This window comes from Pleomorphomonas sp. JP5, assembly GCF_023721815.1.
In the GTDB taxonomy this organism is placed as follows: domain Bacteria; phylum Pseudomonadota; class Alphaproteobacteria; order Rhizobiales; family Pleomorphomonadaceae; genus Pleomorphomonas.
In genome coordinates this window covers 1,239,287-1,251,918 of record NZ_JAMDLI010000008.1, presented here as the reverse complement: position 1 = coordinate 1,251,918, position 12,632 = coordinate 1,239,287, and the positions used below count along the sequence as shown (strand labels likewise).

Here is a 12,632-nt window from a genome sequence, read left to right as displayed (position 1 = left end):
GCTCCGAGGCGATTTCGATCAGCCGATCGGTTCGCCCTTCTTCAGTTTCTCGAGATATTCGTCGATGTTGGACTGGTCGACCTGCAGGATGCCGGTGTCGACGTTCTCGATCGCCTGACCTGTCGTGATGAAGTCGAACAGAGCCTTCACCGGCAGGTAGCCCTGCATGTAGGGGTTCTGGCTGAGGGCCGCGTCGGTCACGCCCGCCTTGACGTTGTCGAGCGTCTCGGGAATGAGGTCGAAACCGACGTGGTGGATCTTGGTGGCGCGCTCGGCGCGCTGCAGCGCGCGGCCGGTGGCCGGAGTCGTGGCGGCATCGAGCGAGATGATGCCCTTGAGGTCGGGATTGGCCCGGATGGCGTTCTCGATGGCGGCGTACTGGGCCTGTTCTTCCCAGCCTGTGCTGATGGTGTTGACGACGCTGATGCCAGGATACTTGGCGAGCTCGGTACGAGCACCATTCTCTCGGTCCTGCGACCACGAGGCGGCGGCCTCGCCGGTGATGATCAGCACCGATCCATCGGTTCCCATGGTCTTGACCAGAGACTCGGCCGCAGCCTTGCCCGAGGAGATCAGGTCCTGACCGAAGAAGGCAATGCGCTTCGAGCCGGGCGCCTCGCTGTTGAAGGTCACGACCGGGATGTTGGCGGCCATGGCCTTGTCGATCACCGGGTTCAAGGCTTCGCCGTTGACGTTGGAAATCGCCAGGCCTTCGACCTTCTTGGTAATGGCGTTCTCGATGAAGGCCACTTCCTCATCGACCTTGATGCCGATCGGGCCGACGAACTCGACGTTGATGCCGAGTTCCTTGCCGGCGGCGAGGGCGCCTGCCTTGATGACCTGGGCGAACTCGATACCGGTGTCATGATAGACCACGGTAATGTCGATGTCCTTGGCGTCCGGGCCGGCGAAAGCGGCGGATCCCATGGCAGCGGCAAAAAGTACCGAGCCGATGCCGATGCGGAAAGACTTACTCCTCATTCGTGTAACCTCCCATAAGAAATCAGAACGTATTTTGTGTACCAGTTGAGATCGAGATTTTTTCTATACTGTCTCCTTGCGTTTACTGGCCCGACAGGGCGTGGCGGATGACTTGTTCCTTTGTTCTCTTCTCGCCGCGAAGGTCGGCGACCATTGCGCCGTTCTTCATGACCAGGATGCGGTCGCTTTCGGCGAGGATCTCGGCGAGTTCCGACGAGACCATCAGGATGGAAAGGCCGGACTCGCGCAGAGATTTCAGAATTTTGTAGATTTCGAACTTGGCGCTGACGTCGATGCCGCGAGTGAGCTCGTCGACGAGGACGATCCGCGGATGAGACGCGAGCCAGCGCGCGATGATGACCTTCTGCTGATTGCCGCCTGACAGCTGGCTGATCTTCTTGAAGCGAGAGCTGGTCTTGATCTTCAGCTTCCGGATGAAGTCTTCCGTCGTGTCCGCCATGAAGCGGCTCCGGAGAACGCCGGCAAAGCCACTCATGTCGTCCGCATTGGCGGTGTTGACGTTGTCCATGATGCTCATGTCGGGGAAAATGCCGGCGTCGCGGCGGTTTTCCGGGATCATGGCGATGCCGTTGCGAATGGCGTCGCTCGGACTGCGGTTGTGCATCGGTTTGCCGAAGGCGGAAATCGATCCCGTCCACTCGGGCGCCAGTCCGAAGATGGTTTCGAGCACCTCCGTTCGCCCAGATCCCTGCAGACCGTAGATGCCGACGATCTCGCCTTCATGTACCGAAAAGGAGACGTCCGAGAAGCATCCGGGCCGGCTGAGGCCGTTGACCTCCAGTACCTTCTGGCGACTGGTATGGTCGCGGACCTCGGATGCATGGAGGTCGGCGAGGTCGCCGCCGGCGATCAGGCGGACAACGCCAGCCTGATCGATGTCGGCGATCTCGAACCCGCCAACGAACTTGCCGTCGCGCAGCACCGAGATGCGGTCGCAAAGCGGGAAGATCTCCTCGAGCCGATGCGAGATGTAGAGGATCGTCACCCCCCGGGCGCGAAGTGCCTTGAGGTTGACAAACAGCTCCTCCGCCTCCTTGAGAGTCAGTGCCGAGGTCGGCTCGTCCATGATGATCACCTCGGCGTCGAGAGCGAGCGCCCGGGCGATTTCGACGATTTGCTGGTCGGCGATGCTGAGATCGTCCACCAGGGCCGCAGGCGGGATCGAGCTGCCAAGGCCGGCGAGGATCTCGGCGGTTCGCGTCTGCATCTGCGGCCAGTCGACCTTGCCGTTGCCGAGTTCCTTCTCCCGGCCGAGGAAGAGGTTCTCGGTCACGGTGAGATTGGGGCAGAGACGGAACTCCTGGTAGACGACTGCAACGCCGATCTCATGAGCGGCATGCGGACTGTCGAGCCGCACCGGCTGACCGCGATAGACGACCTCGCCACCGTCGGGCGTGTACTCGCCGCCGAGAATGTGCATCAGCGTCGACTTACCGGCGCCGTTTTCGCCCACGATGGCGTGGATCGAACCCTCCTGGATGGAGAAGCTGACATTGTCGAGAGCGGTGACTGCTCCGAAAATCTTGGTGATGTTGCGGAAGTCGATGATGTTGCTCATGACCGGCCGCTCTTTCGTGTCCAGATGTCGAGGGCCACGGCAAGGATGATCACGGCGCCCACGATGGTCATTTGCCAGAAGGGGGAGATGCCGAGCAGGATGATGCCGTTGTTGAGCACACCCATGATCAGGACGCCGATGACCGTACCGATGATCGTTCCCTGGCCGCCGGCCAGTGAGGTTCCTCCGATGATCACGGCGGCGATGGCGTTGAGCTCCATGCCCTGTCCGGTGGTGCCCTGAACGCTGCCCAGGAAGGCGATGTTGAGCAGGCCGGCCAGTGCCGACAGAAAGCCGACGATGGCGAAGGCGGCCGTCTTGACGATGTTGGAGTTGATGCCGCTGGCGCGGGCCGCCCTGGCGCTTCCGCCAACCGCCTTCATGCGGAAGCCGAGCAGGGTTTTGCTGTAGAGGAAGTAGGCGCCGATCGCCGTCGCGATGAAGAACAGGCACATCACGGGGATGCCGGCGATCTTGCCCTGGCCGAGGAACAGGAACAGGGGCAGGGTCGGATCGTCGACCGTCCGGGGCGAGATGTTGACGACACGGCCGCTGCTGATGATCAGCGAAATGCCGCGCACGACGTTCATCATGCCGAGGGTGACGATCAGGGCGGGAATCTTGGTGTAGGTGATCAGGACGCCGTTGATCAGGCCGAAAAGCGTACCGGCCGCGATGCCCAACACGAACGCAAGCCAGATAGGGAAGCCGTTCATCATCATGACGGCGGTCAGGATCGCCGAGGCTCCGTAAATGGAGCCGACGGAAAGGTCGATCTCGCCGCAGACGATCACAAGGCACATTCCCATGGCTATGATGCCAAGAAGGGAAACCTGACGCAGGACGTTGATCAGGTTCTCAACATTGAAAAAATACGGCGACATGACGGAGAAGAACAAAAATATCGCGACGAAAGCGATAAATATGCCTACCTCCTTCTTGGAGGTGAGCACGCCTTTCAGACGGGAAACGTGGACTTCGGCTTCGACACTCACGGTGTGACCTCCCAGTAGAATATTATATTTGGATGATGCTTCCCTTATCTCGCAGGGCGGCAGCGAAGACCTGCCGCGTAACCGCGAGAGGCTGTCCCTTCATCTGGGCGATCAGCATCTGTGTTCCGCAAGATCCGAGCTTGTAGCCGGGGATCTCGATGGTGGTGATCAGGGGCCGGAAGACCGCCGGATAGGTGATGTTGTCGAAGCCGGCGATGGAGATGTCGTTCGGCACCTCGTAGCCGCGCTCGACAAGGGCCTGGTATGCGCCGAGCGCCATCAGGTCGTTGCCGGCGATGAGGGCGGTGAACTTTGGCTTGCCAGGGGCTAGGAGTTGGTCGACTGCCGCATACCCGCTGTCGAGCTTGTAGTTGCCCTCAACGACGAGTCTGTCGTCGACCTCGACGCCGTTGTTCTGCATCGTCGCCATGAAACCGGACTTGCGCATCCGCGCGTTCATGGTGCTGAGAGGTCCGGAAACGAAGGCGATGTGCCGGTGTCCCTTGTCCAGAACGAACTGGGTGAGCAGGGCCGCGCCGCCTTCGTTGTCGAAGAATACGCCGGGCGTTTCTGGGAGCTCGTCGACGTAGCGTTCGATGAAGCAAAGGGGGGTCCTGTTCTTGTGAAAATCAAGGAAAGCCGGATTGAATTCCTTGTCGTTCTGCGTCGTGAACAGCAAACCATCGACAACACGGTCGCGGAGAATGTCGATATACTCGTTCTCTTTGTCTAGCTTTCCATCCGTATTGCAGAGAAAGCAGCTGTACCCGTTCTCATTGCAGACGTCCTCGACGCCGCGCACCAGCTCCGAGAAGAACGGGTTGCGCACATCCGGAATGACCAGGCCGATCGTATGGGTCACCTTGGTGATCATGCTCTGGGCGAGGCGGTTGGGGCGATAGCCGACCTCCTCGATCACCTTGCGAATGCGCTCGACGGTTTTCTCGCCCACACCCTTGGGGCTGTTGTTGACCACGCGGGAGACCGTTGCGATCGAGACGCCGCACAAGTTCGCGATGTCTTTGATCGTGATCGGTTCGGCCATGTTATCTCCCCTTTCGTAATGGTCGAGTAAACGTTTTCTCTCTTGGGATTGTCAGGTTTCTCCCCCTCTCGGGGTCGTGGGAGTCTCCGGACATCTAGGCGGTATTCGTGACGGGGGCTGGTCCCCTTTGGTCAATCCACCGCGCCGTTCGGCGCGGTGGGGCGGCCCAATGCAGCACCCCTGTCCCTATGAGGCGCAATGACAGTCCGCGGAGGCACACCGCTCCGCTGGCTCATCTGTTCAAGGCAAAACCCAACCCTTCGACAAGGCGACGCCTTGTCGTTCCGTAGTTTCTGGCTCACTGAGTGCCGCGCCCAAGCTGTGCTCCTCCGTCTGGCGCGACGCGTCTCCGTTGATCTTCCGCTTCATTTCCTTCCCTGCGGGGTCAACGTAAACGTTTACTCTCTCTTAATCCGAATGTTGGCATCAATACTTTCTCCCGTCAAGAACATATAAATTCTTGACTGGCTTGAAGGAGTTTCATTTGCCGGCCATAGGAGGTGGCGTCATGCGCGGTCCTTATGCGAAACCCGACGGAGCCGGCCATGGCCTTCGGAAGCGACGGACGCGACAATCCCCGGAAAGCCTTGGCAAATTCCGGACTGAGCGAGGCAGCAAAGATCTTGTCCTGCCAAGCCGGCGTTCCTGCTCCCTTTGACGTGGGCATTAGCCCAAATGCTAATGCAAAGGTGAGGGCGGGTAATCGGTCGACATCGTAGGGGGATGACCCCTCGCCCAAGTGACGCGCCGTGGATGGTCGGGGAGGGGGCGAGCCCCGTGCTCCCGAGTCGCGGCCTTGCGTGAGAGGGCTTCCGCTCCAGTCGGCGCTACGTATTTGGTCGCATTGAAAGGCCCTTGCGCGTCATCACCATACTTGTAATACATATTATATATTACAAAGTGGAGGACCCCTTTATGTCGGACATCAGCCCAGCCAGCCGGCTGGTCGAGGCGAACTACGACCCGGCCAGTGGCACGCCCTACGTGGCGGGATCACAAAAGTGGACCCTGTTGATCTCGCTTCTGATCAACAATTTCGTCTTGCTGGCGCTTTACGTCGGCGTTCTCGGCGTGCTGCTTCCGAACCAGATCGCCGCGCTCGACCCGGAAAACAAGGCGAACAACCTCGCGATCGTCTTCGCCATCACCTCGATTTTTTCGACACTGACGACGCCGATCGCCGGTGCTCTGTCCGATCGGACGCGCAGCCGCTGGGGCCGCCGTTCGCCGTGGATCGCCATCGGAGCTCTGGTCGGCGCGGCGGCGCTGTTCGGCGTCTCCCTGATGACCAGCCTGGTATCGATCACCGTCATCTGGGTGATGGCGGCCGTGGCCCTCAACTCCATGCAACCAGCGTTGACGACGGTGGTGGCCGATCGGTTTTCGGAAAGTAACCGTGGTCTCGCAGGCGGCTTCGTCGGCGCCGGCATGACGGCCGGCGTGGCGGCCGGCGCCGTGGTCGCCGGGCGCATGGCCGGCGACATCGTCGCCGCCTATGGCCTTTTCGCCATTGCCATCGCCGTGACCTGTCTCGCATTCGTACTGATCAACCGGGAAGCGCCGTCGGTCGAGATGAAGTCCGAGAAGTTCGATTTCGTCTCTTTCCTCAACGGCTTCTGGCGGCCGCTGAAGTCGCATGACTTCGCATGGGCCTTTGCGGGGCGCTTTGCGATCTACATGGGCTATCAGGCCATTGCCACCTATCTGCTGTACATCCTCCAGGACTACATCAAGCTGTCCAACGAGGAAGCCAACATCAGCATCGGCAACCTGTCGTCCGTCACGTTTGTCTTCGTGGTCGTCTCCTCGCTGCTGGGCGGCTATCTCTCCGACAAGTGCAATCGCCGCAAACCGTTCGTTTTCTTCGCCAGCCTGATCATGGCGCTCGCCATGCTGATGCCGCTGTGGATGCCCAACATGAACGGCATGTACGTCTATGCCGCGCTGATCGGTATCGGCTATGGCGCCTTCATGTCCATCGACCTGGCCCTGATGACGCAGGTGCTGCCGAAGACCGAGCAGGGCGAGGCGGGCAAGGATCTGGGCGTGCTGACCACCGCCATCAACATCCCGCAGATCATCAGCCCGCCGATGGCCGCCGTACTGCTCGGCATGTTCGGTCATGACTACAAGGTGCTGTTCATCGCCGCCGTCATCTTCGTCGGCCTCGGCTCCTTCTTCGTCCTGCCGATCCGGTCGGTGAAGTAACACTATGTGAAGAAAGGATAATCCGCCCGCCCTGTCGAGTCCGTCGGGGCGGGCGCTTGCTATCTAGCTGAGGAACTCATGACCACCACACGCAAATGCTTCGCCGTCGACCTGCACGATGATCCCGAACTCATCGCCCGCTATCGCCATTGGCATCGGGCCGGCGGACCGCCGGCGGCCGTCACGGCGGCGATCCGCGCCGATGACATTCGCGAGCTGGAGATCTACCTGATCGGCAACCGCATGTTCATGATCATGGAGCAGGGCGACAACTTCGATTCCTTGGCCAAGGCGAAGCGCGACGCTGCGAACGAGGACGTCACGGCCTGGGATGCGCTGATGCGCACGTTCCAGAAGACATTGCCCTTCGGGCCGGAGGGGTCGACCTGGCTCGAGACGGAGCGCATCTACTCGCTGACCGAACAGCCGTGACGGCATGGCGGGCCTGGGGGTGCCCAGCAAATGGTTCAGGGCGCCTGGCGACGATGTTTCCAGGCGCTCGCTATGTGGGCGCCCATCTCGGTCGACGCCGCGGTCGCATCGTGACGCGCTATGGCAGAGACAATGGCGACGTGGGCCCGATGCGTTTCGGCAATGTCTGTAATTGTCGGGTGCCCGCTGTAGCCCCGGGTCGCCAGAGCTTGCCCTTGAAGCCCGGTGACGATGGCTCTGCCAAGCCGGTCGCTCGACACTGACATGATGAAGTTGTGGAACTCGATGTCGCCAGCGGCATAGGCCACCGGATCATCCATCATCCCCTCAAGCCGCCCGAGAAGACGTCCGAGCTCGCTGATCTCGACGTCATTGATCCTGTCAGCTGCTTTGGCGGCCATCGCACACTCGAGCAACGTGCGGATTTCGATCATGTTGTCGAGGAACTCCACGCCATCGCGCCGCTGGAACAGTGCCGAAAGCACCGTGGGATCCAGCATGTTCCAGTGAAGCTGATCGAGGACGATGGTGCCGCGGCCTTGCTGGCTGTTGACGAGCCCTTTCTCGGCGAGCGTCGTCGACACCTCCCGAATGACCGTCCGACTGACCTTGTAGATGTCGCAGAGGGCGCTTTCCGTCGGCAGCGGTGTGCCTGCCGGGTAGATCTCGGTGACAATCGCATGCGTCAGGTGGTCGACGACTGCATTGGCCAAGCGCGGCCGTCGCGCGAACGCGGTCTGATCGGGTGCGGCCGGATCAGCCGTCGTCTCCTGCCTGTCGATCACCTCTGCCCCTCGTCCGCCGTCAGCCATTGAGACCATCCTCATATCACGTCACTTGAATCGTCAACAACAGGACGATTCTTGCGAGCCGATCGTCGCCAAGAAGCGCCGCTGACCACATCTACGCGGTCCGACGTACCCCACAAGGGTTGCCTCGCAGAATCATAATACATATTATGTATCACGACTGCTGCGGGCGAGAGTCTCCTATCATCTTGTCGCTGCACGCGAAAGGAAAACTCATGAAGATCACCGGCTACCGCAGCCTTACGACCGTTTGCGAATGGAACCGCCCGATTGGTGATGTCAACGGGGTGATCGCGTCGGGTGTCACCGAGGTTCCCGTCCTCATACTGGAGACGGATGTCGGTGTTGAGGGGGTCGGCCTTGGCGGTCATGCGGATATCGATCGCATCTTCCAGGCGCTGGAGGGAAATGACCCTCGTGCCGTAACTTCCCTTTACGACAGCATGCAGGCGCATGTGTTCAAGAGCGGCCATTGCGGCAGCGTCTTCGGTGCCATCGGCGTTGCCGACATGGCGCTGTGGGACATCAAGGGCAAGCTCGTCGGCGAACCGGTCTGGCGTTTGCTCGGCGCCGCCGATCGTTTCGTTCCGGGCTACGCCTCGGCGCTCGACGGCGGCTTGGACGACGACGCCCTCCTGGCGCTCTACAAGGACTGGGCGGAACGGGGATTCTCGGCCGCCAAGCTGAAAGGCGGGCGTGATGTCGATGCCGATATCCGCCGCCTGCTCGCCATCCGGGACGTACTGTCGGTCAACAGCCGCAAGCCTGCCTTGATGTTCGACGCCAACGAAGCCTGGTCCCGAAAGCAGGCCATTCGCCACGTCTCGGCCATCGAGAAACACGTCGATCTCACCTGGATCGAGGAGCCTGTCCGCCGGTGGGATGTGGATGGCCATCGCGCAGTCACCGAAGGCATTCGTGCCTCCGTCGCCTCCGGTGAGAACCTGACGGGCCTGGAGCAGTTCCGCCCCTTCGTCGCGGCCGCGGCCATCGACATTCTCCAGACCGGCAGTTGCTGGGGGCTCACCCATTTTCTGCGCGTCGCCAATCTCGCCCGCGCCTTCGATCTGCCGATCAGCCCGGTCGGGTACAACGGCAACCCCGTGTCGCACGCCGCCGCCTCGGTTTCCAACCACATCGCCCACGAAATCCAGAATCTGGAGCCACCCTTCGGCGTCAGGCTCGACCAGGAGATCGAGAACGGCGGCATTCGGCTCGGCGACGAGCCGGGGCTCGGCATCGGCATCGACGAGGCGGCAATCGGGGCTCGCCAGTGCAGCGGAGCATGGACGGTCCCGCAGGGGCCGCACGTCAGGCCAGAGCGTGCCGGGTTGCGGCTGGTTCCCGACGGCGAGGAATAGGTCCAAACGAAATCACATCGAGGAGAGAGAACAAAATGAAGCGCCATGATCTGGGGAGAACCGGGATTCGCGTTCCGGCCTTGGCGATGGGAGCCGCATCGCTCGGCAGCATCTATCATCCCGTATCGCAGGACGAAGCGGACGCCACGGTGGCGGCGGCTCTGGAATGCGAGCTGAACTATTTCGACGTTGCGCCCTACTATGGCCTGACGACGGCCGAAACGGCCCTCGGCAAGGCGTTGAAGGGCTTCGATCGCAAGAGCTACACGCTCGCCACCAAGATCGGCCGGTATGGCGATCAGGACTGGGATTTCTCCGCCGATGCGACGAAGCGCTCCATCGAGGCCAGTCTCGGGCGCCTGGGAACCGATCATATCGACGTCATCCAGTGCCACGACATCGAATATGGCAATCTCGACCAGCTCAGGAACGAGGCACTTCCGACGCTACGCAAGCTCAAGGAAGAGGGTGTTGTCCGCTTCGTCGGCATAACGGGCTATCGTCTTGATATCATCGAGAAAGTCGCTCTCGATGAGAAGGTCGATACGGTTATGGCCTATTGCACCTACACCTTGCAGGACCGCCGGCTGGCGCCGGTGGCCGAGCGTCTCGCCGCTGCTGGAATCGGTGTGCTCAATGCCAGTCCGCTCGGAATGGGGTTGCTGACGACGCGTGGCGCGCCATCCTGGCATCCGGGCAACGAGCGCGTTTTCGAGCTGGTGGCGGCGGCGGCGCGCCTTTGTACGCTCGCGGGCACGGACATCTCCGAGCTGGCGATGCGCTTCGCGCTGACGACGGGTGATAGGCACGGTATCGCCACCACCGTGGTCGGTACGGCAAACGCCCGCAATGTCAGGGAAAACGCCCGCTGGGCCGATAGCGCACCCGATGCCGATCTGCTCGGGCAGGTGGAGGCAATCCTGGCTCCCGTGATGGATGCCGGTTGGGACGTTCTGCCCGGAAACGGCGGCAAGGCCGGCGGCTGACCGCCATGGAGCATCCGCCTCGCCGTCCATCCGGTCGGCGATTGGCGGATGACCGCCAACATGCCCGAAGCGACGGTCTGCCCTCGGTCAGGACAGCACGCCTCCGGCTGAGATCGTCCCGGAGGGATTTCCATGCTTCCTATCATCGATGCCCACCTGCACCTCTGGGATACGGCCGACTTCGTGCCGCCCTGGCTTCCCGAGGCTCCCTCGCTTCTACGCACCTTCACCCTGGATGACTGGCACGCTTCCACTGGGTTCTCGGGTGACGGTTGGCAGCTTGATCGCGCCATTTACGTGGAGATCGACGCGGCGCCGGAAGACAGGCCGCGCGAGAACCGTCAGATCCTCGATCGCATAAGGAAGGGCGACAGCCCATTGGCCGGCGCTGTCATCGCAGCCGACATTCTGGGCGCGGATGTGCGCCGTGAACTGGCGCCCTGGCTTGGCGACCCGGGCCTCAAGGGCATCCGGCACGTGCTCCACACGCCAGCCAGCCCGGCGGGTACCTGCCTCAAGCCGGAGTTCGCGTCCAATATCAAGCGTCTCGGAGAACTGGATCTCGCGTTTGACGCCTGCATGCGCCAAGACGAACTTGGCGATCTCGCGTCTCTTGCCGAGGCCGCCCCCGAGACGCGCATCATACTCGATCACTGTGGCAATCCCGGCCCCACCTTTCTCGGCGAAGGACCGGAGAGTTCCAAGCTGGCAGCCTGGTGCGCCGGCCTCTCCCGGTTGGGCGGCTGCCCCAACGTTGTGTGCAAACTTTCGGGCCTGGACCTCGGTCCGAACAGGGAGACGGTCCAGAGCGGCGTGGACTACCTCTTCGACGTTTTTGGCGAGGATCGGCTGATCTGGGCGTCGAACTACCCCGTTTGCAACCTCGGCACGCCTCTCCGTCCATGGCTCGACGCCGTTCATGGCGCCGTCGCTCCGCGCGGGGAAGCTGCCCTCATGAAGGTTTTCGCGCTCAACGCGGCCCGCGTCTACCGGATCGCCGGCTGATCCGCCCGCAACAAGGAAGAATCCAATGTCCCATCGCATGATTCTCAACGAGACATCCTATTTCGGCGCCGGCGCCCGCGCCGAACTGATCGGCGAGGTGCAGCGTCGCGGCTACAAGAAGGCGCTGGTGGTCACCGACGCGGTGCTGGTGAAGGCCGGCACGGTGGCCAAGGTGACCGGCCTGATGGACGCGGCCGGCCTTGCCTACGAACTGTTCGACAAGGTGATGCCCAACCCGACGATCGGCATCGTCAAGGAAGGCGTCGCCGCTTTCGCCGAGGCCAAGGCCGACTATCTTGTCGCCATTGGCGGCGGCTCGCCTCAGGATACCGCCAAGGCGATCGGCATCATCACCAACAATCCAGAGTTCTCCGACGTGCGCAGCCTTGAAGGCGTCGCCCCCACCAAGAAGCCGTCGGTGCCGATCATCGCGCTGGCCACCACCGCCGGCACCGCCGCCGAGGTGACCATCAACTACGTCATCACCGACGAGGAGAAGCGCCGCAAGTTTGTCTGCGTCGACCCGCATGACATTCCCGTGGTGGCCATCATCGACAGCGAGCTGATGGCCACCATGCCGACGCCGCTCAAGGCCGCAACCGGCATGGACGCGCTGACCCATGCCATCGAGGGCTATATCACCAAGGGCGCCTGGGAACTGTCCGACGCGCTGCACATCAAGGCGATCGAGATCATCGGTCGGTCGCTGCGCGCCTCCTGTGCGGGCGACGCCAAGGGCGTCGAGGACATGGCGCTCGGCCAGTATGTGGCCGGCATGGGCTTCTCCAACGTCGGTCTCGGTCTGGTGCATGGCATGGCCCACCCGCTCGGCGCCTTCTACAACACGCCGCATGGCGTCGCCAACGCGGTGCTGCTGCCGACGCTGATGGCCTACAACGCCGACTACACGGGTGAGAAGTACCGTGCGATCGCCGCCGCCCTCGGCGTCAAGGGCACGGAGGCCATGCCGATCGCCGAGGCGCGCAAGGCAGCGGTCGCGGCGGTGGAGACGCTTTCGAAGGATGTCGGCATTCCCGCCAAGCTCTCGGAAGTGGGCGTCAAGGCCGAGGACATTCCGGCGCTTGCCCCGGCGGCCTTCGCCGATGTCTGCACCGGCGGCAATCCGCGCGATACCAACGTGGCGGAGATCGAGGCGCTCTACAGGTCGATCCTCTGAGAGAGGTTAATTCCTTGTTTTTTCCGAAGGGCGCGGTCACCGACTGGCCGCGCC

At 62.0% G+C, this 12,632-nt stretch carries 11 protein-coding genes; 6 read left to right on the top strand and 5 right to left on the bottom strand.

Features of this window, described 5'->3' with window-relative positions; translation table 11 throughout:
* Positions 1–18 precede the first annotated feature (18 nt).
* The 4 genes from M4J40_RS16880 to M4J40_RS16865 all read right to left on the bottom strand — a co-directional run bounded on the left by M4J40_RS16880 (position 19) and on the right by M4J40_RS16865 (position 4,600).
* Complete coding sequence (locus M4J40_RS16880) at positions 19–981, bottom strand: sugar ABC transporter substrate-binding protein (protein ID WP_251755550.1); 963 nt, start codon at positions 979–981, stop codon at positions 19–21.
* 82 nt (positions 982–1,063) lie between these two features.
* Entirely contained in the window at positions 1,064–2,560 is a 1,497-nt protein-coding gene (locus M4J40_RS16875) for a sugar ABC transporter ATP-binding protein (protein WP_251755549.1), read from the bottom strand.
* The gene (locus M4J40_RS16870) at positions 2,557–3,555 is read right to left on the bottom strand and encodes an ABC transporter permease (RefSeq protein ID WP_251755548.1); all 999 of its coding nucleotides are present in this window, start codon (positions 3,553–3,555) and stop codon (positions 2,557–2,559) included. Before M4J40_RS16870 ends, M4J40_RS16875 begins: the two co-directional genes overlap by 4 nt.
* 22 nt (positions 3,556–3,577) lie before the next feature.
* On the bottom strand, positions 3,578–4,600 hold the full coding sequence (locus M4J40_RS16865) for a LacI family DNA-binding transcriptional regulator (protein ID WP_251755547.1): 1,023 nt from the start codon (positions 4,598–4,600) through the stop codon (positions 3,578–3,580).
* A 915-nt stretch (positions 4,601–5,515) separates the two neighbouring features.
* On the opposite strand from M4J40_RS16865, the gene M4J40_RS16860 reads away from it, so the two are divergent.
* Both M4J40_RS16860 and M4J40_RS16855 read left to right on the top strand, forming a co-directional pair.
* Positions 5,516–6,808 (top strand): MFS transporter, encoded by a 1,293-nt coding sequence (locus tag M4J40_RS16860; protein ID WP_251755546.1) that lies wholly within the window; start codon positions 5,516–5,518, stop codon positions 6,806–6,808.
* Positions 6,809–6,886: 78 nt separating this feature from the next.
* Positions 6,887–7,240, top strand: coding sequence for an L-rhamnose mutarotase (locus M4J40_RS16855; RefSeq protein ID WP_251755545.1), 354 nt, complete (start codon positions 6,887–6,889; stop codon positions 7,238–7,240).
* Positions 7,241–7,275: 35 nt separating this feature from the next.
* Here M4J40_RS16855 and M4J40_RS16850 read toward each other — a convergent pair whose 3' ends face one another.
* A complete protein-coding gene (locus tag M4J40_RS16850; RefSeq protein ID WP_251755544.1) occupies positions 7,276–8,052 on the bottom strand; it encodes a FadR/GntR family transcriptional regulator in 777 nt (258 codons plus the stop codon).
* Positions 8,053–8,264: 212 nt separating this feature from the next.
* On the opposite strand from M4J40_RS16850, the gene M4J40_RS16845 reads away from it, so the two are divergent.
* From M4J40_RS16845 to fucO, 4 genes are all read left to right on the top strand, one after another.
* Positions 8,265–9,410: a mandelate racemase/muconate lactonizing enzyme family protein gene (locus M4J40_RS16845; RefSeq protein ID WP_251755543.1), complete on the top strand. Its 1,146-nt coding sequence runs from the start codon at positions 8,265–8,267 to the stop codon at positions 9,408–9,410.
* 35 nt (positions 9,411–9,445) lie between these two features.
* Positions 9,446–10,396, top strand: coding sequence for an aldo/keto reductase (locus M4J40_RS16840; RefSeq protein ID WP_251755542.1), 951 nt, complete (start codon positions 9,446–9,448; stop codon positions 10,394–10,396).
* A gap of 132 nt (positions 10,397–10,528) precedes the next feature.
* Positions 10,529–11,401: an amidohydrolase gene (locus M4J40_RS16835; protein ID WP_251755541.1), complete on the top strand. Its 873-nt coding sequence runs from the start codon at positions 10,529–10,531 to the stop codon at positions 11,399–11,401.
* Between the two features lie 25 nt (positions 11,402–11,426).
* Positions 11,427–12,578, top strand: a complete 1,152-nt coding sequence (gene fucO, locus M4J40_RS16830; RefSeq protein ID WP_251755540.1) for a lactaldehyde reductase — start codon at positions 11,427–11,429, stop codon at positions 12,576–12,578.
* Positions 12,579–12,632: the final 54 nt, after the last annotated feature.

What these genes read in the sequence shown, in the direction of transcription:
- M4J40_RS16880 (WP_251755550.1), bottom strand. Translation starts at nt 981, where the DNA reads ATGAGGAGTAAGTCTTTCCGCATCGGCATCGGCTCGGTACTTTTTGCC.
- M4J40_RS16875 (WP_251755549.1), bottom strand. Translation starts at nt 2,560, where the DNA reads ATGAGCAACATCATCGACTTCCGCAACATCACCAAGATTTTCGGAGCA.
- M4J40_RS16865 (WP_251755547.1), bottom strand. Translation starts at nt 4,600, where the DNA reads ATGGCCGAACCGATCACGATCAAAGACATCGCGAACTTGTGCGGCGTC.
- M4J40_RS16860 (WP_251755546.1), top strand. Translation starts at nt 5,516, where the DNA reads ATGTCGGACATCAGCCCAGCCAGCCGGCTGGTCGAGGCGAACTACGAC.
- M4J40_RS16855 (WP_251755545.1), top strand. Translation starts at nt 6,887, where the DNA reads ATGACCACCACACGCAAATGCTTCGCCGTCGACCTGCACGATGATCCC.
- M4J40_RS16850 (WP_251755544.1), bottom strand. Translation starts at nt 8,052, where the DNA reads ATGGCTGACGGCGGACGAGGGGCAGAGGTGATCGACAGGCAGGAGACG.
- M4J40_RS16845 (WP_251755543.1), top strand. Translation starts at nt 8,265, where the DNA reads ATGAAGATCACCGGCTACCGCAGCCTTACGACCGTTTGCGAATGGAAC.
- M4J40_RS16840 (WP_251755542.1), top strand. Translation starts at nt 9,446, where the DNA reads ATGAAGCGCCATGATCTGGGGAGAACCGGGATTCGCGTTCCGGCCTTG.
- M4J40_RS16835 (WP_251755541.1), top strand. Translation starts at nt 10,529, where the DNA reads ATGCTTCCTATCATCGATGCCCACCTGCACCTCTGGGATACGGCCGAC.
- fucO (WP_251755540.1), top strand. Translation starts at nt 11,427, where the DNA reads ATGTCCCATCGCATGATTCTCAACGAGACATCCTATTTCGGCGCCGGC.